Origin of the sequence: Kineosporia sp. R_H_3, assembly GCF_002198675.1 — a bacterium.
Taxonomy (GTDB): domain Bacteria; phylum Actinomycetota; class Actinomycetes; order Actinomycetales; family Kineosporiaceae; genus R-H-3.
Genome location: NZ_MWLL01000259.1, coordinates 1 through 22,684 on the forward strand (window position 1 = coordinate 1; position 22,684 = coordinate 22,684).

Here is a 22,684-nt window from a genome sequence, read left to right on the forward strand (position 1 = left end):
GCCACGACCCGAGCGCCCCCGCCCCGCGCCTGCGCCGCTCGTCGGCCGGGTCACCGGGGCCACCGGGGACGCCCCGACGGCGGCGTCGACCGTGGCACCGAGCCGGGCGAGGGCGGCCGGGTAGCAGGTGTCGGTCTCGCACGGCAGGGCCGGCGACGACGCGTAGCGGGCGTCGGCGTAGCGCGAGCCGAGCGTGCCGAGGACGGCGACGACGTAGTGCCGCTCGCGCCGTCCCGGCAGCGAGTCGACGATCCCGGCGTCCGCGCCGAACGTGTAGGTCGTGGCCGTCTTGTGCGCGAAGGTCACCTCGGCCGCGGCGTTGCACGGGCGGACGTCCTGCCCGTACGGGACGCCGCCCACCGTCACCGTGCCGTGCGCCGGGTCGACCCAGCGCGGCGCGACCGTCTGCGGGATGCCGCGGGCGACGTCGGGGCGGCCGCACCAGTTCGTCGTCGAGAGCGCCTCGTTGAACCCCTGCTCGCCGAGGGTGCGCAGGAGAAGGGCCCGTGACCCGGCCGAGAGGACGTCGGCGCTGCGCACCGGGCGGCCCCGGGCGTCGTCCCAGAGCGGACCGGTCGCGCCCCGGACGAGGAGCAGCAGGCGGGCGGTGTCGAGCGCGGTCATGGTGATCCGCCCCGGGGTCCAGCGCCCGCCCGTCGCCGCGTCGGTGCCGTCGACGTGGATCGTGCTCAGGCCCACCGAGGCCAGCCAGTCGTTCATCGCGCCGACCTCGTCGCGGGCGTGCAGCTGGGCCAGGAGCATGCACGTCGCGGCGTGGTCGCTGGAGGCGAGCGCCCGGTCGAGCAGGGCGCGGGTCGTCGCGGTCGCCGGGGCCGCTCCGTCGAGACAGGAGTCGGCGCCCGCCGCGCGGTAGGTCCACGGCGCGTCGAGGTCGAGCCGGCCGGCGTCCGCGAGGCGCAGCGTGTGGACGGCGACGACGAGGCCGAAGAGCGCCCCGGGGTAGGGGCTCATGACGTCGAGGCGGGCCGACGGCGGCGCGGGGGCGAGCAGGTCTCCCGCCGGCCACGGGGCGTCCCACGCGGTGTCGCCGTTCCAGCGGTCGTCGTCCCAGCGGTGCCAGCGGACCGACCGCGGGGCGAGGTCGGCGCCGACCTCGACGACGGCGCCGGTCGGGGCGTCCCGGCCGAGGACGGCGTTGGCGACGGCGGTGATCCGGCCCGCGGCGTCCAGCTCGATGACGGCGGCGTCGACCGTGGGCGGGAACGCGGCGGCGGGGGCACCGTCCGGGCAGCCGCCGCCCGCGGGGCAGCGGCCCTCGACCGGCCCGAAGTCGACGAGCCCGGAGAACCCGGACGTCGCGAGCGCCCGGCGCAGGGTCTCCGACAGCGCCGCGCTGCGGCCGGCCACGTCGTCGCCCCGGGCCCGCAGAGCGTCCCCCGCGGCCGCGGGGGCGGCCGGCCGGGCGACGGCCGGGCGGCCGGCAGGTGGTGCGGCGGAGGCCCCCGTCACCGGCAGCGCCACGGCCACGCACACCGCGGCGGTCGCGAGACCGGCGGTGGTGCGGGCGGCGCGGCGGACAGGAGGCACCCCGGGATGTTACGTGACCGAACGGCCGGGACCGGGCAACCGGGGGCACGAGCCGCACATCGGTCGCGGTCCGGGCTGGCCCGCCAGGTGCCCGTCAGCTCGTCGGGTGCTCAGAACCCGTCGGGCGGGCAGAGCGTCTGCGGGGCCGCGGCCGCGACGGCCTGCGCCTGGGCGGGCCGTTCCCCCGCAGCGACGAGTGCGCTCACGACGTCGGGCCCGGTCCGGCCGTCGGAGAGCAGGCGGCAGGCCTGCACGCCGTACCCGAGGACGTCGAGCCGGGACGACCAGCCGCCCGTTCCGCTGAGCCGGACCGCCTCGAAGAAGGCGGCCTGCTGGTCGGGGCCGGGCGAGGCCAGCGGTGGCGGCGGGGGCTGGTAGCCCTGCGCCGCCGCACCGGCCTGGGCCGCCTGCGCCGCGGGGGCCGCGGCCCGGGCCGCAGGCGGCGGGTCGTCCGACCCGGCGGGGTCCCCGAGGAAGGCCTGGAGGCCGAGGCCGCACACCGCGACGAGGACCGCGATCATCGCGAGCAGACCCGCACCGTGCACGGCCTGCAGCGCGGACCGTCCCGGTCCGTCCGCCTGCGGCGCGATGCCGTCGCGCTCGTCCATGTGCACCCTCCGCCGGATGCCGTCGGGCGCTCCGCGGGATCAGCATGCACCGGTGCACGCCGCCCGTGCACGCCGTGATCGGTGAACGGTCGCCGGCCGGGCGCCCGCCCGCTCAGTACGTGGGCAGCGCCGGGTCGATCTCACGCGCCCAGGCGAGGACGCCGCCGGCGACGTGCACGGCGTCCGTGCGGCCCGCGGCGAGGAGCGCGCCGAGCGCCTCCGCGGAGCGGCCGCCCGCCTTGCAGTGCAGGACGACCCGGCGACCCTCGGCGAGGTCCGCCGGCCACTGCCTCGTCTGCGCCGCGGCGAGGACGTCCGCCTTGGGGACGCCGACCGCCCCCGGGATGACGACGATCTCCCGCTCGTACGGCTCACGGACGTCGACGAGGACGAAGTCCGTCTCACCGCGCTCGCGGGCCGCGAGCAGGTCGCGCAGGGCGTGGACGTCGATCGTCGCGGCGGCGACGGCGTCCGCATCGTCGGACGGCTCCGGGACCAGCCCGCAGAACGCGTCGTAGTCGACGAGAGCGGTGATCGGCGGCAGCGCCGGGTTCGGCCGGACGTTGAGGGTGCGCCACGTCATGGCGAGGGCGTCGAAGACCATGAGCCGCCCGACGAGGCTGTCCCCGATGCCGCACACGAGCTTGACCGCCTCGGTCGCCATGACCGACCCGATCGCGGCGCACAGCACCCCGAGGACGCCGCCCTCGGCGCACGACGGCACCGCGCCGGGCGGCGGCGGCTCGGGGAACAGGTCCCGGTAGGTCGGGCCGTGCCCGGCCCAGAAGACGCTCACCTGGCCGTCGAACCGGAAGATCGAGCCCCACACCTCGGGGATGCCGAGGATCGCGCAGGCGTCGTTGACGAGGTAGCGGGTCGGGAAGTTGTCCGTGCCGTCGAGCACGAGGTCGTAGCCGCGCAGGATGTCCAGGGCGTTCGTGCTGTCCAGGTGCACGGGGTGCTTGACCACGGTGACGTGGGGGTTGACCTCGGCGACCCGGTCGGCCGCGCTGTCGACCTTCGCCCGGCCGACGTCGCCCTCGCCGTGGACGACCTGCCGCTGCAGGTTGGACGCGTCGACGACGTCCGCGTCGACGATCCCGATCGTGCCCACGCCCGCGGCCGCGAGGTAGAGCAGCGCGGGGCTGCCGAGACCGCCCGCGCCGACGACGAGCACCCGGGCGTTCTTCAGCCGGCGCTGCCCGGTGACCCCGACGTCGGGCAGGATCAGGTGCCGCGAGTAGCGCTGAATCTCGGCGGCGCTCAGCGGCTCTCCGGGCTCGACGAGCGGCGGCATCGGGCTCATGCGCCGACCCTACGTCGGCCGGGCGACAGCCGTCAGCCGGCGTCCGGGTACGGCCACGAGTTCGGCCTGCACCCCTTGAGCCCCTTGGTCTGCTGCATCATGACCGGCGCCCGGCGCCCGGCCCCGGGACACATGAGGTGCCCGTGCCCGAGCGCGTGCCCGACCTCGTGGTTGACGACGTACCGCCGGTACCCGCCGAGGTCCTTGCCGTACTCGGGGATCCCCTTGACCCACCGGTAGACGGTGATGACCGTGGCGTCGCCGGAGTGGCACGACAGCCGGCCGAAGGTCCGCAGCGGCCGGCACAGCGCCGCCGAGGTGTCCGGCGACGCGAGGACCAGCCGGACGTCCGCCGTCCCGTCGGTGCGGGCGAACCGGTAGCCGTCGTGCGCCCAGGACCGCTCGTCGTTGAGCGTCGCGAGCGCGAAGTCGGCGAACCGGCGCCCGTCGACCTTCAGGCCGCCCTCGACCTCGATCCGGACCCGGACGACCTTGCCCGTCCCGGGGGCCGCCGCGGAGCCCGGCACGACCTTCAGCCGCCCGCTGCCGCGCTGCGGGAAGGACGCCGAGAGCAGGCCGGCGGCGACGTCGGCCTTCGTGAGGCCCTTCGGGGGTGCGGCCGCCGGCGTCGAGGCCGGTGCGGACGGCGTCACGTCCGGCGCGGCGGACGGCGACACGGACTCCGACGGCGAGGTCACCGGCGACGAGGTCGCGGACGGCGCGGCGGCGGACGACGCGGCGCCGGACGGCGACGGGCTCGCCACGGAGGTCCGCACACTGCCGCCGGGCGCGCCCGCGAGGGCCCAGCCGCCCGCTCCGAGCCCCGCGGCGAGGGCGACCCCGAGGACGGCCGCGGCCGGGCGGTTGACCCGGGGCGCGGCGTCGGATCCGTGGCGCGGCACGTCCCGCAGCATGCCATGCGGACCGGCTGCGGACCGGCTGCGGACCGGCTGCGGACCGGCTGCGGACCGGCTCCGGACCGCCGGGCACGGCTCCGCTCTGGGACCCGGCCATTACCCACGGGTAGGATCCCCGCTGACCCGCTCCACCGAGGAGGACCCCTGACCACGCCCGACATCCGCACCCGGGGCACCCGTCTGCCCCGCAGCGCGCGCCGCACCCAGCTCCTGGGGGCCGCCCGCGAGGTCTTCGTGGCGCAGGGCTACCACGCGGCGGCGATGGACGAGATCGCCGACCGTGCCGGTGTGAGCAAGCCGGTCCTCTACCAGCACTTCCCGGGCAAGCGGGAGCTCTACCTCGCGCTCATCGAGCAGCACAGCGCGGAGCTGCTCGCCGGCGTGCGCCGGGCGCTCGCGTCGACCTCGGACAACAAGCTCCGGGTCGCGGCGACGATCGGGGCGTACTTCGAGTTCATCGACTCCGAGAGCGAGGCCTTCCGCCTCGTCTTCGAGTCCGACCTGCGCAGCGACCCCGAGGTCCGCGACATGGTCGACAACGTGACGATCGGCTGCGCCCAGGCGATCGCCGACGTCATCGGCGAGCAGACCGGCCTGCCCCGTGACGAGGCCGAGCTCCTCGGCGTCGCGCTCGCCGGGATGGCCAACCAGACGGCCCGCTACTGGCTCGAGACGGGCCGGCGGATCGACCGCGAGGCGGCCGACCGGCTCATCGCGCAGCTGTCCTGGCGGGGCGTGCGCGGCTTCCCGCGGGCGGACGCCGAGCACCCGCCGGCCGAGCCCGGCCCGGCGGCCGCACCCGCCTGACGCCACGCCCTGCGCGAACACGGGACCGCCGGTCGGCGCGGGGCCGGTGCCGTCGGTTAGCCTGCGGGTCGAACTGCAACTTCACCCGACGCCGCCCGCCCGACGCGGACCGGCGAGGGCGACGAACTGGGAGGGCACTGGCGTGGAGGTCAAGATCGGCGTCCGGGACGTGGCGCGCGAGGTCACGCTGGAGTCCGAGCTCAAGCCCGAAGAGGTGCGCGCGGCCGTCGACGCGGCCGTGAGCGGGGGCACCCTGCTCCAGCTCACGGACGACCGTGGTCGCCTCGTCCTCATCCCCGGGGCGCTCATCGGCTACGTCGAGATCGGCGCGCCCGAGCGCGGCAAGGTGGGGTTCGCCTCCGCCTGAGCCGGGCACAGCGACGCACGCACGGAGCCTCCGGACCCTCACGGGTGCCGGAGGCTTCCTGCGTCAGGCGGCCAGGCCGAGCGCGGCCATCCGCCGGGTGTGCCCGTCGGTGAGCCGGCCGAACATCCGCACCAGCTCGCCGAGGTCGGCACCCGGCCGGTCCGCCGAGCCGACGAGCAGCGCGGCCAGCCCGTCCCGGTCCGCCGCGACCCGCTGCGCCTGGCTGAGCGCCTCCCCGACGAGCCGCCGGCCCCACAGCGCGAGCCGGCCGGCGAGCTTCGGGTCGGCCTCGATCGCCGCCCGGACCTCGCGGACGACGAAGGCGGCCTGCCCGGAGTCCTTGACGACGTTCGTCACGAGCGCGTGCGTCGCCGGGTCGAGGAAGGCGCTCACCTCGCGGTAGAAGTCCGAGGCGATGCCGTCCCCGACGTACGCCTTGACGAGGCCCTCGAGCCAGGTCTGGGGCGCCGTCCGCTCGTGGAAGGCGTCGATCGGCGCGACGAAGGGCTCCATCGCCGTCTGCACGTCGACCCCGGTCTCCTCGAGCCGGGCCCGGAGCTGCTCGAAGTGCCGGAACTCGGCGACCGCCATCCGGCTCAGCTCCGCCTTGGCGGCCAGCCCGGGGGCCAGGTCGGCGTCCGCCGCGAGGCGGCTGAAGGCGGTGAGCTCGCCGTAGGCGAGGACGCCCAGCAGGTCGACGACGGCCTCGGCGTAGGCGGGGTCCTGAGGGGTCATGGACGCGCCGACGGGCTGCTCGCTCATGGACGGCAGGGTAGCGAGCCGGGAGCCAGGTACCATCGGGTACGTACACGGATGACCGGTCGGGAGACGATCGGCTCCGACCACCGCGGAGCGGCCCGCCGACGCGCCCACCGGGCGCCGTCCCGGCGTGCGGCCCCCGCCGAAGGAAAAGGCACACGTGTCCGCAGACGCCTCCACCGATCAGAGCACCGACCCGAGCACCGAGCCGACCGCCCTGGACGGCACGGCCGAGCCCCTCGAGGGCGGCGAACCGGAGCAGGAGCCCACGGCTCCGCACGTCCCGACCTTCGCCGACCTGGGGGTCGACGAGCGCATCTGCGCGGCGCTCGACAAGGTCGGCATCACCCACGCCTTCCCCATCCAGCACATGACCCTGCCGGTCGCGCTCACGGGCAACGACATCATCGGCCAGGCGAAGACGGGCACCGGCAAGACGCTCGGGTTCGGCATCCCCGTGCTCCAGCGGGTGGCCGGCCCCGGCGAGCCCGGCTGGGACGACCTCGAGGCGCCCGGCAAGCCGCAGGCGCTCGTCGTGGTCCCGACCCGCGAGCTCGCCGTCCAGGTCGCGAACGACCTCGACACCGCGTCGAAGATGCGCGCCGTGCGGGTCCTCACCGTCTACGGCGGCCGCGCGTACGAGCCGCAGATCGAGGCGCTCCGCAAGGGCATCGAGGTCGTCGTCGGCACCCCCGGCCGGCTCCTCGACCTCGCCCAGCAGGGCCACCTCGTGCTCGCGCACGCCCGGATCGTCGTCCTCGACGAGGCCGACGAGATGCTCGACCTGGGCTTCCTCCCGGACGTCGAGCGGATCCTCAACCACACCCCGGCCGGCCGCCAGACGATGCTCTTCTCGGCGACCATGCCGTCCGCGGTCGTCGCGCTCGCGCGCCGGTTCATGACCCAGCCGACGCACATCCGCGCCTCGGAGCCGGACGACACCGGGGCGACCGTCCGCGCGACGAAGCAGTTCGTCTACCGGGCGCACGCGCTCGACAAGATCGAGATGGTCGCCCGGATCCTGCAGTCCCGCGGCCGCGGCCTGACGATGATCTTCGCCCGAACGAAGCGGACCGTCGCGAACGTCGCCGAGCAGCTCGAGGAGCGCGGCTTCGCGGCCGCGGCGATCCACGGCGACCTCGGCCAGGGCGCCCGCGAGCAGGCGCTGCGCGCGTTCCGCAACGGCAAGGTCGACGTCCTCGTCGCCACCGACGTGGCGGCCCGCGGCATCGACGTCGACGACGTCACGCACGTCATCAACTACGCGTGCCCCGAGGACGAGAAGACGTACCTGCACCGGATCGGCCGCACCGGCCGGGCCGGGAACACGGGCGTCGCGGTGACCTTCGTCGACTGGGACGACCTGCACAAGTGGATGATGATCAACAAGACGCTCGACCTCGGGATCCCCGAGGCCACCGAGACGTACTCGTCGTCCCCGCACCTGTTCACCCAGCTCGACATCCCCGAGGGCACCAAGGGCACGCTCCCCCGGGCCGCGCGCACCCGCGCCGGCCTGGACGCCGAGGCGGTCGAGGACCTCGGCGAGACCGGTCGCGGCCCGCGCGGCGGCCGGGGCGCCAAGGACGCCGGTCGTGGCGGCCGGGACGGCGGGCGCGACAGCGGTCGAGGCGGCCGTGACGGCGGTCGCGACGCCGGTCGCGGCCGTGGCCGGGACGCGGCGCCCGAGGGCGAGGCCACCGGCCCGGCCGAGGACGACGCCCCGCGGCCCCGTCGCAACCGCAACCNTGCTGGAGCTCGCTCTCGGCGGTCGCGGTCGCGGCGCCCGCTCCGGCCAGGGCTCGGAGCAGACGTCGGCGCCCGCCGAGAGCGAGCTCCAGCACTGAGCCGGTCGCGCTGAGCCGGTCGCGCTGAGCCGGCCGCGCTGAGCCGCCGGTGGAGGACCAGCAGCACCGAACGTCCCGCGCGGGCGGCCCCGGGTCCCGGGGCCGCCCGCGCGGCGCGTCAGGCGGAGGCGGCCCTGCGCCGCCGCGTCGTGCGCCGTCCGGGCCCGATCTTCCAGGCCCGCAGCAGGACCATCGCGACCTCGCGGTAGGCCGCGGCGCCCTTGGAGCCGCGCGACGTCGACAGGATCGACGAGCCGAGGGCGGGCGCCTCCGCGAACCGCACGGAGCGCGGGATCGGCGGCTCGAGCACGGGCAGCCCGTAGCGCTGGCCGACGTCCTCGAGGACGGCCCGCGCGTGCGACGTCCGGGCGTCGAACATCGTCGGCAGCACACCGCGGACGACGAGCCGGTCGTTGAGGATGCGGCGGACGTCCTCGATGGTGTCGAGGAGCTGGCCGACGCCGCGGTGGCTGAGCATCTCGCACTGGAGCGGGATGACGACCTCGTCGGCGGCCGTGAGGGCGTTGAGGGTGAGCACCCCGAGCGACGGCGAGCAGTCGAGGACGACGACGTCGTACCCGCCCGAGACCTCGGCGAGCGCCGTCGCGAGCACGTGCTCACGCCCGGCCCGCGGCAGGAGCACCGACTCGGCGGCTGCGAGGTCGATCGTCGCGGGCAGCAGGTCGACGCCGTCGGCGGCCGGGACGATGGCGTCGGCCGCGGTCACGGTGCCGCAGAGGACGTCGTGGACGCTCGCCCCGACCTCCTCCGGGTCGACGCCGAGCGAGAACGTCAGGCAGGCCTGGGCGTCGAGGTCGACGAGGAGCACCCGCAGGCCCTGCTCCGCGAAGGCGGCGCCGAGGGAGGCGACGGTCGTGGTCTTCGCCACGCCGCCCTTCTGGTTCGCTACCGCGAGAATCCGGGCCATAACGCCATTCTCTCGTGGGTTCGACCTGCGATCACAGCCCGCCACGGGCACAGTCTGGGGTGATGGGCGACACGACCGGTCCCGGCGACACCGACCCCACGCTGCCGCACGTGGCGGCCGGGGCGGCGGTCCGGCGACGGGTCCGGGGTGGTGACCCGGGCCTGTTCGGCCCGGACAGCGTCACGTGGCGGGTGCACTCCGACCCGCTCATGGGGGTCGCCGGGCTGCGCGCCCTGCTGCTGCAGGCGCTGCACCCGGTCGCGATCCACGCCGTCGACGAGCACTCCGGCTACCGCGAGGACCCCTGGGGCCGGCTCGCCCGCACCGCCGAGTACGTCGGCGTCACGACGTACGGGTCGTCCACCGAGGCGATGCTCGCGGGCTCGCGGGTGCGCGCCGTGCACGCCCGGGTCCGCGGCACGATGCCGGACGGCGTCGAGTACGCCGCCGACGACCCGCAGCTTCTCGCCTGGGTGCACTGCTGCCTCGTCGCGTCGTTCCTCGAGATCGTCACCCGCGGCGGCCTCGCCCTGACCGGGTCCGAGCAGGACCGGTACGTCGCCGAGCAGGTGAGCGCCGCGATGCTCGTGGGGCTGGAGCCCGACGAGGTGCCGCACGACCGGGCGGGGATCGTCGACTACTTCTCGGTGATCCGGCCGGTCCTCGACGTGACCCCGGCGGCCCGCCGGGCGGCGTCCGTCGTCGTCGCGCCGCCGATGCCGGCCTCCGTCGCGCTCATGACCCCGGCGCTGCCCGCGTGGGCCGGGATCGCCGGTCTCGCGTTCGCCGCGCTGCCGCCGTGGGCCCGCCGGCTCTACGCCCTGCCCGAGCTGCCCGGGGCGGCCGGGCTCACCGACGCGGCGACGACGGTCGCGTTGAAGACCATGCGGACGGCGCTCAAGGGTGTGCAGGCGGTCGTCCCGCCCCTGCGCGAGGGCCCGCACCAGCGGGCCGCCCGGCTCCGGCTCGGCGGCTGACCGCTCCGCGACCGGGCCGGCGGGTCAGGCGTCCTGGCCGTCCTCGCGGGCGATCTCCACGAAGGCCGCGTCGAGCGCGGGCCGCAGCGGGCGGCCGGAGGCGCGCAGCACGTGGTCGACGACGAGCACGGCGTGCTGCGTGACGTCGGCGTCCTCGAGCTGCACGGGGAGCTCCTCGCGGGGTGCCACGTCGATCCCGAACGCCCCGGTGAGCACGACGGCGAGCGCGACCGGCTCGACGCCCGGCCACCACGGCGCGGCGGCGCGGGCGCAGTCCTCGAGCAGCTCGAGGAGGTCGTCGCCGTCGACGCCGTCCGGGTTGCTGCTCTCCAGGAGCGGCCGGACGACGGCCCCGAGGAGGCGCCGGACGTGCTCGCCGTCGAACCGGCCGAGCCGGGACGTCGCCTCGTCGAAGGCCGCGGTGTCCGCCCGGCCGGCGGCCTGGACGGCGTCGGTCAGGGCGCGGGACAGCGCGAGCAGCGGGCCGGTCAGCTCGACGCGGGTCACGGGCGCGCCTCGTCGGGCCCGGTCCCGGCCGTCTCGTGCGTCTCCTCGGGCTCGTCCGTCTCGTCGGGCTCGGGGGCGTCCGGGACGGCGAGCCCGGACCAGGGCTGCATGGGCGGCGCGGCCGCGCGGCCCTGCGGGCAGTGCCGGCGGTAGTCGCACCACGCGCAGTGCCGCCCGGGGGCGGGCGGGAAGACGTCGTCCCCGGTGCGGCCCGCGGCGAACGCGGTGTCCGCGGCGGCGGCCCCGGCCCCGAGCGCCTCGGCGGTGGCGACGTGCGCGTCGAGCGAGGCCCGGGTGTGCTCGGCCACGGCGACGGTTCCCGTCGGCAGGTGGTGCAGCTCGACCCGGGTGCAGGGCCGGCGCATCGTGCGCCGGGCACCGACGGCGTAGACGGCGAGCGCCAGGCTGGACGCGGCGTCGTCCGCCGTCGGGACGTGCCGCCCGGTCTTGTAGTCGACGACGACGAGCGAGCCGTCGTCCGCGGCGTCGATCCGGTCCGCCCGCCCCGACAGGACGAGCGTCGCGGTCTGCGCGGTCACCGCCTTCTCGACCCCGGCCGGCTCGCGCGCCGGGTCGATCTTCGCGAGGTACTCCTCGACCCACGCCGCCGCCCGGCCGCGGGCCGCCCGGGACTGGTCGTCGTCCCGGAACCCGTCGCGCAGCCAGTTGCGCCGCACGAGGTCGGCGCCCCGTTGCGGCGTCCGGGCCCGGGGCGGGAGCGCGAACCACTGCGCGAGCGCGACGTGGGTCGCGGCGCCGATGCTCGTGTGCGCCCAGGGCGGCCCCTTGGGCGGCTGCGGCCGGTCGAGGTAGGTGAAGCGGTAGCGCCGCGGGCAGCCCTGCCACGTCAAGAGCCGGGTCGGGGTGCAGGCGTAGAGCTGCTCCGGCATCCCGTCGAAGAGTCCCTGCCCGAGCACCGTCCCAGCCTGTCACACGGCCCGCGGGCCTCAGGCGCCGTCCGTGACGAACGCGCGCACGGCGTCCGCGACGAGCTGGACGGCGATCGCGGACAGCAGCAGACCGGCGATCCGGGTCACGAGCGTGACGCCGCTGTCGCGCAGCAGCCGGTGCAGCACGCCGGCGAAGCGCATCGTCAGGTAGAGCACGACGATGACCCCGAGGACGCCGAGCCCGACCGAGACGAGGTCGGCGGCGGAGTCGGCGCGGTTGATGAGCACCATGACCGCGACGATCGCGCCGGGGCCGGCGAGCAGCGGCGTCCCGAGCGGCACGAAGGCGATGTTGACGCCCTCGGTGCGGGTCGGCTCGGCCTCCCGGCCGGTGAGGAGCTCGAGGGCGATGAGCAGCAGGAGCAGACCGCCCGCGCACTGCAGCGCGGGCAGCGACACGTGCAGGTAGTCGAGCAGCGCCTGGCCGAAGAGCGCGAACAGGACGATGACGAGCAGCGCGACGAGCACGGCCTGCCGGGCGGCCCGCTCGCGCTTGCGGTCCGACATCGTCGCGGTGAGCGCGAGGAAGACGGGCAGCGTCCCGGGCGGGTCCATGATGACGAAGAGGGTCACGAAGGTCTCGGCGACCAGGCGCAGCGTGACGACGTCCGAGAGGCTCACTGCCGGACGACCCGGGTGCCGGTGGCGGTCGCCTCGATCGCCTCGAGCACCGCGGGCGACGTCGTGTGCTCGCCGATCCCGTTGAGCTTGCCCGTGCCGTGGTAGTCGCTCGCCCCGGTGACGAGGAGCCCGAGGTCACGGGCGAGCGCCCGCAGCGCCACCCGCTCCTCGGGGAGATGGTCCCGGTGGTCGACCTCGAGCCCGGCGAGGCCGGCGTCCGCGAGCCCGGCGATGACCTCGTCGTCGACGACCCGGCCGCGCCGGCCGGCCCGCGGGTGCGCCATGACGGGGACGCCGCCCGCGGCCCGGACGAGCCGGACGGCGTCCGCCGCCCCGGGCGCGTAGTGCCGCACGTAGTACGGCGAGCGGGAGTCGAGGATGCCCGCGAACGCCTCGTCCCGGGAGGCGACGACCCCGCGGGCGACGAGCGCGTCGGCGATGTGCGGGCGGCCGACGGTCGCGCCGTCCGTCACCTGCCCGGCGACGTCGTCCCAGGTCAGCGGGTGGTCCTCGGCGATCCGCTCGACCATGCGCCGGGCCCGGCCGACGCGGTCGTCCCGGGTCCGGGTCGTCTCCGCGAGGAGTGCCTCGTCGCTGGGGTCGTGCAGGTACGACAGCAGGTGGACGCTGATCCCGCCGGCCTGGCAGGAGATCTCCATGCCGGGGACGAGGGCGATGCCGAGCCGGCGCGCGGTCGCCGCGGCCTCGTCCCAGCCGGACGTCGTGTCGTGGTCGGTGAGGGCGACGACGTCGAGCCCGGCCCTGGCGGCCGCGCGTACCACCTCGGCGGGCGCGTCGGTGCCGTCCGAGGCGGCGGAGTGGGCATGGAGGTCGATCCGCACCCGGCCAGACTAGGGATCAACGCGGCCGGGCGCCGACCGGCGCGGGCCAAGGTCGGTGCCTCAGCCCGCCAGCCGCGGGCTGAGGGCGCCGTACGGCACCTCGAGGACCGCCTCGACGGCGCGGCCGGTGCCGCGCAGGTCGACGAGCTCGAAGCTCTCCAGGAGCACCGCGGCGGCGCTCTGCGGCCACACGAGCACCCACAGCCAGACGCCGGACGCCTCGCCGACGTAGGCGACGAGGCCGTCGGTGGCGACCGTCCACAGCGGGGCGGGGTGGCCGTCCGCCGTGAGCTTGAGGTGCGGCGGCCCCTGCTCGAACGCGTATCCCGGGTCGACGTCGGCCAGGCCGGCGAGGTGCGCGCCGAGCCCGACGCCGGGGGTCTCGGCGACGAGGAGCAGGTCGGCCTGCCGGTCGTCGGTGCCGCCGGACGGCAGCGGGTTGGGCCCGGAGCAGGCGAGCACCGTGGCGACCGTGCCGCTGTGCGCGTCGCCCGCCGTCCGGACGCCGGAGAGCACCCACCCGGGCGGCAGCGGCCACGGCATCCACAGCGGCACCGTGGTCTCCTGCGCCAGCGCGCGCAGCGACTCCTGGCTCGCGACGACCGGCGGGTGCAGCGGCCGGACCTCCCCGTGAACGGGGCAGACCCAGGCGTCCGACCACAGCCCGGGCGGGCGGGTCTCGGCGGAGCAGCGCGGGCAGGTCAGCGGACCGGACATGCTTCGACGGTCCCCCTGCCGCAGGCCCCGGTCAAGGGACCTCGGCACGACGCGCACGGCAGGATGGCGGCGTGGAACCCCGTCGGGTGCCGTGCGTCGGCGCCCTCGTCTACGACGATGCCGGCCGCATCCTCCTCGTCCGCCGGGCCAACCCGCCGGCGCAGGGGCTCTGGTCGGTCCCGGGCGGCCGGGTCGAGCCCGGTGAGGACGGCGCGCGGGCCGTCGTCCGCGAGGTCGCCGAGGAGACCGGGCTCGTCGTCGAGGCCGGCCGGCTCGTCGGGTCGGTGCTGCGGGACGCCCCCGACGGCTCCGTCTACGTCATCGACGACTATGCCTGCCGGGTGACCGGCGGCGCCCTCGCCGCCGGGGACGACGCGGCGGACGCCGGCTGGTTCTCGGCCGCCGACCTGGTGGCGCTGCCGACCAGCCCGGGCCTCGTCGAGGCGCTCACGGGGTGGGGTGCGCTCCCCCGCTGACGGGCGGGAGTGGGATCCCGGGGCGCACGGATCAAGGTCCGGCCGCGGCACGCCGATCGAGGTCGTGTGTCAGGCAGCCCCGGGTCGAGGCCGACCGTGCTCCGGCGCGCCGTCCGCGGGCTGCGCCGGCTGACCTCGCAGGTCGAGGCGGAGCTGCGCGGCGCGCTGCGCGTGCTGAGCCCGCGGAGCACGGCGCGGGCGGTCTTCGTCGTCGTCTGGGTCGGCACCCTGCCGCCGCTCGTGCGCGACCTGTGGGGAGGGGTCGCGGCCGGTGGCGAGCTCTCCCGGGTCGTCATCGGCAGCACCGTCGTCGTTGCCGTCGTCCCGCTGCTCGTGCTGCCCGTGCGGCACCTCGCGGGGGTCTACCTCACGCTCGCGGTGAGCGCACCGCTCGTCGTGCTCGGGACGCTGACGACGACGCGGGACCCGGCCCTGCGGGCGTCGACGGTCGTCATGCTCACCATGGTGCCTGTCTTCGCGTTCATGCTCTGGGGGCGCCGGCTCGGGCTGCTCAGCACGTCCGCGTCGGTCCTCGTCGTCGTGGCAGGGGCGGCGACGGGTCTGGTCCCGGGCGGGCTGGCCCTCGCGATGGCCGTCTGCCTGGTCAACTCCGGGCTCATGCTCGGTTGGGCGGCCCACACCGCCGAGCGGCTCGAGCACGACCCGGTGACCGGCCTGCCCAACCGCCGCGCCCTGGACCGCAGGCTGGCCCGCGACCTCGGGCGCGCGTCGTCCGGCGACGACACGCTGTCCCTCGCCGTCCTCGACGTCGCCGGCGTACGGCACCTCAACGACGTCCACGGCCGTGCGGTCGTCGACGGACTGCTCCACGAGGTGGGCGGCGTCCTCGGGCGCCGGCTGCCCGACTCGGCGCCGCTGTTCCACCTCGGCTCGGGCGAGTTCGTCGTGCTCCTGGCCGGGCCGCGGGCGGTCGCCGTCGAGCGGCTCGAGGCGGCCCGGGCGGTGCCGGTCCGGGACGCGACCCTGTCGGCCGGCCTGGCCGGCGCCGAGCCCGGTGACACCGTGGCGCGATTGCTGAGCCGGGCCGAGGCGTCGCTGGCCCGTGCGAAGGCCGCCGGGCCGGACCGGCTCGACCCCTTCCTCGTCGCCGACGCCGTCGTCGGCGAGCTCGCGACGAGCCTGGCCGACGGCCGGTTCACCGTGCTCTTCCAGCCGATCGTCGACCTGTCGACGGGGACGACGGTCGCCGCCGAGGCGCTCGTCCGCTGGGACCACCCGACCCGGGGCCGGGTCGGCCCGGACGAGTTCGTGCCCGCGGCCGAGCGGGCGGGGCTCATCCACGACCTCGGCCGGCTCGTGCTGCGGCAGACGTTCCTGGCCGTGCACGCCGCCGACGCCGCGGGGCACAGGTTGCAGCGGGTCGGCGTCAACGTGTCCGCGCTCGAGCTGCAGCGCCCCGACTTCGGGGACGACGTCCTCGCGGCGCTCGCGGACACCGGGTTCGACCCCGTGCGGCTCGTGCTCGAGGTGACGGAGTCGGCGGTCCTCGGCGAGCGGGAGGAGGACGTCGTCCGGGTGCTGTCCCGGCTGCGCGCGCACGGCGTCCGGGTCGCCATCGACGACTTCGGGACCGGCTACTCCTCGCTCGGCCGCCTGGGCCGGCTGCCCGTCGACTTCCTCAAGGTCGACAAGAGCTTCGTCTGGACCGACGACCCGCAGGTCCGCGACCCGCTCCTCACGGCGATCATCCGGCTCGCGGACTCGTTCGGCCTCGTCACCGTGGCCGAGGGCATCGAGACGTGGGACCAGGCCGAGCTGCTCCTCGGGCTCGGCTGCAGCATGGGCCAGGGCTACCTCTTCGGGCGCCCCGGTGACCTCTCGGACCTGGACCTGCCCGCGGACGGTGCGGCACGGGCCGTGCCGCACCCGGCCGCCGGGTCCGGGGGCGCCGGCTAGGGCTGCGGCGGGTCAGTCGCGCGGCAGCGGCACCGGCCGGCCGGGCTGCTCGCCGCCGCGGGCCTCGAGGTAGCTGTGCTTGGGCACCATGACCTTGCGCCGGAAGATGCAGACGACGGTGCCGTCCTGCTTGTAGCCCGTCGTCTCGACGTGGACGACGCCGCGGTCGTCCTTGCTCTTGGACTCCCACTTGTCGAGCACGGTCGTCTCGCCGTAGATCGTGTCGCCGTGGAAGGTCGGGGCGACGTGCCGCAACGACTCGATCTCGAGGTTGGCGATCGCCTTGCCGGAGACGTCCGCGACGGACATGCCGAGGAGCACCGAGTAGATGAGGTTGCCGACGACGACGTTCTTGCCGAACTGGGTCGACCCTGCCGCGTAGTGCGCGTCGAGGTGCAGCGGGTGGTGGTTCATCGTGATGAGGCAGAAGAGGTGGTCGTCCGACTCGGTGATCGTCTTGCCGGGCCAGTGCTTGTACACGGCCCCGACCTCGAACTCCTCGTACGCGCGCCCGAACTGCATGTGCGCCGACCTCCTCGTCGCTGACCCGGGCACCTCGCCCGCCGGACCATCCTTGCGGTCGCGGGCCCGCAGGTCAGCCCGCCGCGCGTGGTCTGGCTCACGATCCGGGTGCTTCCGCGACACGGTGGGCGTCACCGCGGTGCCGACCCGGCATCCGGTGTTCGGCAGGACGACCCCCCGGCATCGCCGGCCGCAGAGCCTCCGGACAGGGAAGCGCGGCAGTGCCGGTCAGAACGGTGGTGCGTCCTCCGTGCGCGTGGCTCGTCCTCGTTCACCCGCCACGAAACCCTCGGGCCTCGACGGCAGAGGGACGTGCGGGAGTGCTGTGTAGGCGCGTCCGGTGCGGGTGGTCCAGGTCGTGGTGCCGGGTGGGTCGTCGGGGTGGTTGCGTTGTTCGGGGGCGAGGAGTCCGGCGGTCTTGAGTCGGTGGCAGGTGCGGCACAGCGGGCGGGTGTTGCACTCGCACGTGGCGCCGCCGTGGCCGTGGGGCTTCTGGTGGTCGAGGTCGCAGCGCCAGGCGGCCTTGCTGCACCACGGTGTGCTGCACGTCGGGTGCGCGTGCTCGANTGCCGTGCTGCCCGTCGACCACGAGGCAGCGGAAGACGCCGTTGGTGACGAGGTCGCGGATCGCGTCGGCGGGGATCGGGCCGTAGCCCTGCAGGGTTCCGGGGGCGTCGATGAGACCCATCAGGGTCTCGGCGGACACGGTGACGTTGACGGTGACCCGGACGTCGGGCCAGGTGGTGGTGAACCACTCCGGGACGCACTGCTCGTCGGTGCTGCCGCCCGGGTCGCTCGTGGCGGGTGTCGTTGCGGGTGTCGTGGCGGGCGTCGTGGCGGGCGTCGTGGTCGGCGTCGACGCCGCGGTGTCGGTGGGGACGCAGCCGGCTGGGATCGGGAGGGTGTCGGCGGGGACGGGCAGGTAGCCGCTGGTGCAGCCGGTGACGAACAGGTCGTGCCGGAGCTGGTCCAGGGTGCGCGGGTCGCCGTGCTGCCGGAGGTGACGGGCGGCGGCGTCGAGACCGTTGTAGGCGGCGGTGATCGCCTCGCCGGGGCCGAGCGCGGTGAACAGGGCGGTGCCGTCGTCGGTGGTCTGGATGCTGACCCGGCGCCCCTTGCGGTTGCGCTCGCGGCGCTTGGCCTCGGCGTCGGCGTCGACCGCCAGGATCGCGGCGGTGAGGGCGTTCTCGAACCGGCGGGTGCCGCCGTCCAGCACGCCCGGCGTCGCGTACAGCAGGGCCTCGACCGCTCGTGCGGCCTCGGGGGTCAGGGTGCGGGTACGACCCAGGACGAGGCGCAGCCGGGGCCAGTCCAACCGGCCCTCCTGCAGGGTCTGCGCGGTGAGCGGGAGGTTGTCGTCGATGACCATGGCGTGGGCGGCTTCGACGAGGTGACCGGCCCTGCTCAGGGTGATCCCGGCGGCACCGGCGATCTCCACGGCGACGGCATCGTCGACCAGGGCATCCTGGTCGTCCATCACCCTGTGCCCTGACCGGGTCCTGCGGGGCAGTGACGGGGTGTTCCCGGTCCACGCGGCGACGACCCTGCCGGCATGGGCGATCTGCAGCCAGAGCATGTAGTTCGCCACGCGGTGCGCAGCCGCGGCGGCAGACACCGCCGCGTCCTGCAGCACGTCGACGAACCCATCCGTCGCGGCCTGCTNAGCATGTAGTTCGCCACACGGTGCGCAGCCGCGGCGGCAGACACCGCCGCGTCCTGCAGCACGTCGACGAACCCACCCGTCGCGGCCTGCTGCGCGTTCCACGCCGATGCTCCGCCGAGCACCTCCAGCGCCGCCGCCAACGCCCCGACCCCGGGTGCACCGTCGAGCACCGCCCGCCGCCCGACCGCGTCCCGCCGGGCGTCAGCAGCCACCAGATCGTAGAGCGCCGCCAGCTCGGCGTCCCAGTCCCGCTGCGCCGCAACCGGATCCGCCCACCACTCGTCGACCAACCGCTCCGCGCGAGCGTCAGCGACCGCCCACTGCAGCTCTTCCTCCTCGCTCGGGCAGTCCGCCAGATCTGCTGCACCCCAACGGATCTCACCGCCCAGCGGATCCACCGGCAGGTCGTCGGAACCACCGTCACCGACGACACCACAGTCGTCGACCGACTGCCGGTAGACCTTCTCGCTCATGATCAGATCCTACCGCAGAATCACCCATCGGTCGAACACTTGTTCGAACCAAAGTCGTTCCGCCACAACGGGTCACGACGAAGAACGGCGTGGCCGCCCGCCCTCCGGAGGGCGAACGGCCACGCCGGCTTCACGACCCGGAGGTCAGAGGATCCGCTCGTCAGGATCCGTGCGCCCGGCCGCACCGGCCGCGGTCGTGCCGGTGTCGTCAGCGGTCGACCCGGTCGTCGACCCGAGGGTCGACCCCGGCGCGGTGCTCAGCGTGGTGCGAGCGGTGCTCGCCCCGGCGGTCGTGCCCGGCCCGGAGGCCGTGCCGGCCCCCGCCGTGCCCGACCCGGACGACGCCTGCGAACGCGCGTCGTCCCGGACCGTCTGCGCAGCGGACACCCCGTCGTCCTTGACCTGCTGCGCCGCGGAGGTGCCTTCCTCCTTGACCGTCTGGGCCGCCTCCTGGGCGTGGCCCTTGACCTGGTCGACGGCCTCCTGCGCGCTGCCCTTGAGGTTCTCCCCGATCTCCGAGGCGGCCTGCTTGGCCTGCTCGGCGATCGGCCCGCCGTGCGTGCGAGCGGCGTCCTGCGCCTGGCGGGCCGCCTTGGTCTCGGCCTGCGACGCCGGCAGCACCGACGACACGAGCCAGCCGATCCCGAAGGCCACGAGGCCTGCGGCGAGCGGGTTGCCCTCGGCCTGGCTGCGGGCCCGGTGCGTCATCGTCGACGTCGCGTCGGACAGGCCGGCCTTCGCCGAGCCGACACCGTCACGGGCCGACTCGACGCCGCCCCGCAGCCGGTCCGCGACACCCGGGCCGTCGTCCCCACCGGAGGTGGAGCCGTAGCCCGTGACGTCGGACCCCTGGCCGGCAGAGCCGGCGGGGTACTCGTACCTGCCGGCACCGGTGTACCCGGCGCCGTAGTAGCCGGCCCCGTACGGGTCGCCGTCCCGGTCGGACGGGTCGTCGCCGTGGCCCATGATGCGGTCCTTGAGGCCGGTCAGGCCCTGACGGGTCCGCTCGACGCGCCGCTCGACGATCCGCGAGGGGCTCGTCTTCTCGGCGATCATGTCGACGTCGCGGGTGAGATCCCCACGGGTCCGGTCGATCTCGCGCCTCAGCCGCGCGGTCTCTTCGCCCACTGTGCGTCCTCCTTGAGGGTGTCGACGGTCTCCTGCATGGGCGGGGTGGCCCGCTGCAGACTCTTGCGCCCGGTGCTGTAGAGCACGCCGGCGACGATCGCCCAGAGCACCGCCACGATCAGCGCGCCCCAGCCGATCGGCATGAACGAGCCGAGCGCGAACATCAGTGCGAGCGAGGCGAACACGAGGACCATGTGGCCCCCGACACCGGCTCCCGCGAGCATCCCGGCGCCCTTGCCGGCCTGGCCGACCTCTTCCTTCGCCTCGGCCTTGGCCAGCGCCAGCTCGGCGCGCATGAGGCGCGACAGGTCACCGGTGAGGTTGCCGACGAGGGAGCCGAGCGACATGTCGCCGACGTCCTCGCCGGGCCCACCCGACGTCGTCCGGCCGTTGGTGCCGAAGGGATCCGCGGCGTACGCGTCGCCCGCCCGGCCCGGTGCGCCGGCGTAGGGGTCGGTGCTCATCGCTCCCCTCGCTCCCACGGACCGTCCGCGCGGGGGCGGGTGCCCGAGTCGCTGAGGTCGCGGTCGACGCTGGTGTCACCGGGGTGCAGGTCCGGCGGGACCGGGTCGCCGGCGACGGCCTGGGCGCTGGCCCCGGTGGCGCTCTGGCCGCCGTAGGCGCTCTCCCGGCTCACGAGCGGACCGGACGTCGGCCGCAGGTTCGGGTCGCTCGTCCGCTCCACACCGGCGTTGACCTGCTGGTCGGTGTACCCCGGACCGTCGGGCGCCGTGGCACCGCCGGTGCCGTACTGCGTGTACTGGGCGCCGGTGTACTGGCCCCCGGTGTACTGCGCGCCGGTGTACTGACCGCCTGCGTACTGACCGCCTGCGTACTGACCGCCTGCGTACTGACCACCGGCGTACTGACCACCGGCGTACCCGGTGTCGCCGTACTGCCCGGCACCGAACTCGTCCGGGTCGTACGGACGGCGCCACTGCGGCTCGCCGTCGGTGTCGACGGCGTGCCGGCCGGCACCACCCTGCTGCTGCGAACGGGCCGCCGCCGCACCGCGCGTCGCGCGACCGGCGAGCACACCGGCCGCCGCGCAGGCGAGCAGGAACGTGCCCGGACGACGACGCGCGAAGCGCCGGACGTCCGTGACGACGTCGCCGCCGCCCTCCAGGTAGGAGCGCATGTCCTGGAGCTTCGTCGCGATCTGCCGGACGGCCTCGGTGGCCGGCCCGTCGGAGTCGCTGCGCTCGGCCATCTGCCGCAGCTCGGTCGCGTACTGGTCGAGGGTCTGCGAGAGCTTGTCCCGCTGCGTGCCGACCTGGTCGCGCACGTTCGTCCGGAGCTCCTCGAGCAGGTTGCGTGCCTGGTCGGCCGCGTCGTGCGCGACGTCGACCGCCTGCTCCTTGGCGGTGCCGGCGACGTTCGCCGCCTGCTCCTTGGCGCTCCCGGCCACCTGGCCGGTCTGCTCCTTGGCCGTGCCCCCGACCTCGGCCGCGCGGTCCTTCGTGGACTGCGGGCCGCTTTCCGGTGCGTGGGTCGTCATCACTCCTCCATGGGGTCGTTCGCGGACGCAGATGCGGCTGCTCGCCTGCGCGTCGTGATGCCCGGTCCTGCGCCGCAGCACGGTCCGGCTCTCCGGTGACCGCGCCGCGAGGCGCCCGCGGGTGCTCTCGGTGGTTACCCGTGGTCACCAGGTCTATTCACGACGACCCGATCGAAAAGTCTTGTGCTCCAACGGATCTTCGGCGCACCGAAGATCCGTCGGTCAGGACGCGATCGTCAGCGGCACCCCGTGCGCGGGTGCACCGCCGAGGACGGCGCCGTCGAGCATCAGCGTCGGCGAGCCCATGTACGGCGCCCGCGGAGCCTCCAGGCTCAGGTGCGCCACCGGCATCCGCACGCTCGCGTCGTCGACGACCGACCACAGCGCGGACCGGGTGGCGTCGTCCAGGTACTGCACGAAGACCGAGTGCCACACGACGGTGAGGACGCCGTCGTCCGCGGGCTCGCGCAGCCGGTCCCGGAGCCACTCGACGGCGTCCGCCCGGTCGACGACGACCGGGTGCTCGGCGGCGAGCGCCAGCGCCCCGGCGAGCCGGCGGTGCCGCTCGGCGTGGTCCGGCCAGACGAACGACGTCAGCCGCAGCCGGCCCTCGGCCGAGCACGCGTCGACCGGGGCGAGGTCGCAGCCGCGCCGCTCGACGACGCGCAGCCCGTCGACCGGCGGCGGCCAGCCGCCGAGCACCGAGCCCGTGAGGTCGACCGGCGAGTCCGCCGGGCCCCAGACGTGCGCCGGGTCCCCGTCCGCCGCCGTGACCCGGAACCGGTCGACGTTGAGGTTGAGCCCTGCGCTCGCCCCGACCTCGAGCAGCCGGACGTCGGTGCGGCCGTGGACGAGCGCGGCCGCCTGCAGCCCGACGGCGAGCGCGGCCGCCCGGCCGGGCTCGTTCGTCTGCGGCGGCACCGCGAGCGCCTCCCGGAGCTCGTCGACGTGCCCCGCGACGACGTCCCGCGCGACGGTCCAGGCGCCCTCCGGGGCCGCCTCGCCGCCGACGCTGCGGTAGTAGGTCGCGAGCAGCGGCGCACGCCGGGTGAGGACGACGCGGTGCAGGCCGCCGAGCATCCGCAGCTGGAGGACGTCGCCGACCGGCGGCCGCTCGTGCCCGGCGAAGACCTCCGCGGTCGGTCCGCCCGCCTCGAGGTCCTGCGCCATCCCGGTCATGAGCTCGGCGTAGAGCGGCGCCCCCGAGGCGGTGCAGAAGCCGGCGTGCGCGCGGAGCTGCTCGACGAGCGGCTCGGGGTCCGGCTGCGGCGCGGCGTCGGCGGTCATGCGACGAGTATGGGACGGC

Annotated in this window: 22 protein-coding genes and 1 pseudogene; 6 read left to right on the plus strand and 17 right to left on the minus strand. The window is 75.6% G+C overall.

What is annotated here, in order from left to right; translation table 11 throughout:
• The 4 genes from ECOMGDLI_RS32535 to ECOMGDLI_RS32550 all read right to left on the minus strand — a co-directional run.
• Positions 1-1,548 (minus strand): serine hydrolase (locus tag ECOMGDLI_RS32535; RefSeq protein WP_088320964.1); only part of this gene is annotated, 1,548 nt, incomplete at its 3' end.
• Between the two features lie 110 nt (positions 1,549-1,658).
• Positions 1,659-2,156 carry a DUF732 domain-containing protein gene (locus ECOMGDLI_RS32540; RefSeq protein WP_088320965.1) on the minus strand — a complete coding sequence of 166 codons (498 nt, stop codon included), beginning with the start codon at positions 2,154-2,156 and terminating at the stop codon, positions 1,659-1,661.
• Between the two features lie 112 nt (positions 2,157-2,268).
• A complete protein-coding gene (gene moeB, locus ECOMGDLI_RS32545) occupies positions 2,269-3,462 on the minus strand; it encodes a molybdopterin-synthase adenylyltransferase MoeB (protein ID WP_088320966.1) in 1,194 nt (397 codons plus the stop codon).
• A gap of 32 nt (positions 3,463-3,494) precedes the next feature.
• Positions 3,495-4,364: a DUF3152 domain-containing protein gene (locus tag ECOMGDLI_RS32550; RefSeq protein ID WP_143448069.1), complete on the minus strand. Its 870-nt coding sequence runs from the start codon at positions 4,362-4,364 to the stop codon at positions 3,495-3,497.
• 159 nt (positions 4,365-4,523) lie between these two features.
• Here ECOMGDLI_RS32550 and ECOMGDLI_RS32555 point away from each other — a divergent pair, with 159 nt between their 5' ends.
• Both ECOMGDLI_RS32555 and ECOMGDLI_RS32560 read left to right on the plus strand, forming a co-directional pair.
• On the plus strand, positions 4,524-5,186 hold the full coding sequence (locus ECOMGDLI_RS32555) for a TetR/AcrR family transcriptional regulator (RefSeq protein WP_369812820.1): 663 nt from the start codon (positions 4,524-4,526) through the stop codon (positions 5,184-5,186).
• Between the two features lie 142 nt (positions 5,187-5,328).
• On the plus strand, positions 5,329-5,553 hold the full coding sequence (locus tag ECOMGDLI_RS32560) for a DUF3107 domain-containing protein (RefSeq protein WP_088320968.1): 225 nt from the start codon (positions 5,329-5,331) through the stop codon (positions 5,551-5,553).
• A 63-nt stretch (positions 5,554-5,616) separates the two neighbouring features.
• Here the strand turns inward: ECOMGDLI_RS32560 and ECOMGDLI_RS32565 are convergent, their stop codons facing one another.
• A complete protein-coding gene (locus ECOMGDLI_RS32565) occupies positions 5,617-6,315 on the minus strand; it encodes a ferritin-like fold-containing protein (RefSeq protein ID WP_198955385.1) in 699 nt (232 codons plus the stop codon).
• A 157-nt stretch (positions 6,316-6,472) separates the two neighbouring features.
• Between ECOMGDLI_RS32565 and ECOMGDLI_RS32570 the strand changes: the two genes are divergently transcribed.
• The coding region (locus ECOMGDLI_RS32570; RefSeq protein WP_255396039.1) for a DEAD/DEAH box helicase at positions 6,473-8,060 on the plus strand (1,588 nt) is incomplete at its 3' end.
• 217 nt (positions 8,061-8,277) lie between these two features.
• Here ECOMGDLI_RS32570 and ECOMGDLI_RS32575 read toward each other — a convergent pair.
• Positions 8,278-9,048, minus strand: coding sequence for a ParA family protein (locus ECOMGDLI_RS32575; RefSeq protein WP_233153725.1), 771 nt, complete (start codon positions 9,046-9,048; stop codon positions 8,278-8,280).
• Positions 9,049-9,149: 101 nt separating this feature from the next.
• On the opposite strand from ECOMGDLI_RS32575, the gene ECOMGDLI_RS32580 reads away from it, so the two are divergent.
• A complete protein-coding gene (locus tag ECOMGDLI_RS32580) occupies positions 9,150-10,064 on the plus strand; it encodes an oxygenase MpaB family protein (RefSeq protein ID WP_088320970.1) in 915 nt (304 codons plus the stop codon).
• 24 nt (positions 10,065-10,088) lie between these two features.
• Here the strand turns inward: ECOMGDLI_RS32580 and ECOMGDLI_RS32585 are convergent, their stop codons facing one another.
• The 5 genes from ECOMGDLI_RS32585 to ECOMGDLI_RS32605 all read right to left on the minus strand — a co-directional run bounded on the left by ECOMGDLI_RS32585 (position 10,089) and on the right by ECOMGDLI_RS32605 (position 13,701).
• Positions 10,089-10,571: a hypothetical protein gene (locus tag ECOMGDLI_RS32585; RefSeq protein WP_088320971.1), complete on the minus strand. Its 483-nt coding sequence runs from the start codon at positions 10,569-10,571 to the stop codon at positions 10,089-10,091.
• The gene (locus tag ECOMGDLI_RS32590) at positions 10,568-11,461 is read right to left on the minus strand and encodes a PD-(D/E)XK nuclease family protein (protein ID WP_088320991.1); all 894 of its coding nucleotides are present in this window, start codon (positions 11,459-11,461) and stop codon (positions 10,568-10,570) included. The genes ECOMGDLI_RS32585 and ECOMGDLI_RS32590 overlap by 4 nt, the downstream gene beginning before the upstream one ends.
• 57 nt (positions 11,462-11,518) lie before the next feature.
• Positions 11,519-12,076, minus strand: a complete 558-nt coding sequence (locus ECOMGDLI_RS32595; protein WP_088282460.1) for a MarC family protein — start codon at positions 12,074-12,076, stop codon at positions 11,519-11,521.
• Between the two features lie 62 nt (positions 12,077-12,138).
• A complete protein-coding gene (locus ECOMGDLI_RS32600; RefSeq protein WP_088320972.1) occupies positions 12,139-12,984 on the minus strand; it encodes a PHP domain-containing protein in 846 nt (281 codons plus the stop codon).
• A 60-nt stretch (positions 12,985-13,044) separates the two neighbouring features.
• On the minus strand, positions 13,045-13,701 hold the full coding sequence (locus ECOMGDLI_RS32605) for a DUF6758 family protein (protein WP_088320973.1): 657 nt from the start codon (positions 13,699-13,701) through the stop codon (positions 13,045-13,047).
• 71 nt (positions 13,702-13,772) lie between these two features.
• On the opposite strand from ECOMGDLI_RS32605, the gene ECOMGDLI_RS32610 reads away from it, so the two are divergent.
• A complete protein-coding gene (locus ECOMGDLI_RS32610) occupies positions 13,773-14,177 on the plus strand; it encodes an NUDIX hydrolase (protein WP_088320974.1) in 405 nt (134 codons plus the stop codon).
• A gap of 96 nt (positions 14,178-14,273) precedes the next feature.
• The gene (locus ECOMGDLI_RS32615; RefSeq protein WP_088320975.1) at positions 14,274-16,094 is read left to right on the plus strand and encodes a bifunctional diguanylate cyclase/phosphodiesterase; all 1,821 of its coding nucleotides are present in this window, start codon (positions 14,274-14,276) and stop codon (positions 16,092-16,094) included.
• Between the two features lie 12 nt (positions 16,095-16,106).
• Here ECOMGDLI_RS32615 and ECOMGDLI_RS32620 read toward each other — a convergent pair whose 3' ends face one another.
• The 6 genes and pseudogenes from ECOMGDLI_RS32620 to ECOMGDLI_RS32645 all read right to left on the minus strand — a co-directional run bounded on the left by ECOMGDLI_RS32620 (position 16,107) and on the right by ECOMGDLI_RS32645 (position 22,665).
• Complete coding sequence (locus tag ECOMGDLI_RS32620; protein ID WP_369812819.1) at positions 16,107-16,649, minus strand: MaoC family dehydratase; 543 nt, start codon at positions 16,647-16,649, stop codon at positions 16,107-16,109.
• A 534-nt stretch (positions 16,650-17,183) separates the two neighbouring features.
• Positions 17,184-18,192, minus strand: a pseudogene (locus tag ECOMGDLI_RS37110) (DUF222 domain-containing protein); the annotation flags it as partial.
• A 704-nt stretch (positions 18,193-18,896) separates the two neighbouring features.
• Positions 18,897-19,880, minus strand: coding sequence for a DUF3618 domain-containing protein (locus ECOMGDLI_RS32630; protein ID WP_088320978.1), 984 nt, complete (start codon positions 19,878-19,880; stop codon positions 18,897-18,899).
• Positions 19,856-20,344, minus strand: coding sequence for a phage holin family protein (locus ECOMGDLI_RS32635; RefSeq protein ID WP_088320979.1), 489 nt, complete (start codon positions 20,342-20,344; stop codon positions 19,856-19,858). The genes ECOMGDLI_RS32630 and ECOMGDLI_RS32635 overlap by 25 nt, the downstream gene beginning before the upstream one ends.
• Positions 20,341-21,378, minus strand: coding sequence for a hypothetical protein (locus ECOMGDLI_RS32640; protein WP_088320980.1), 1,038 nt, complete (start codon positions 21,376-21,378; stop codon positions 20,341-20,343). The genes ECOMGDLI_RS32635 and ECOMGDLI_RS32640 overlap by 4 nt, the downstream gene beginning before the upstream one ends.
• 222 nt (positions 21,379-21,600) lie before the next feature.
• Positions 21,601-22,665: a DUF2332 domain-containing protein gene (locus ECOMGDLI_RS32645; protein ID WP_158221245.1), complete on the minus strand. Its 1,065-nt coding sequence runs from the start codon at positions 22,663-22,665 to the stop codon at positions 21,601-21,603.
• Positions 22,666-22,684 lie beyond the last annotated feature (19 nt).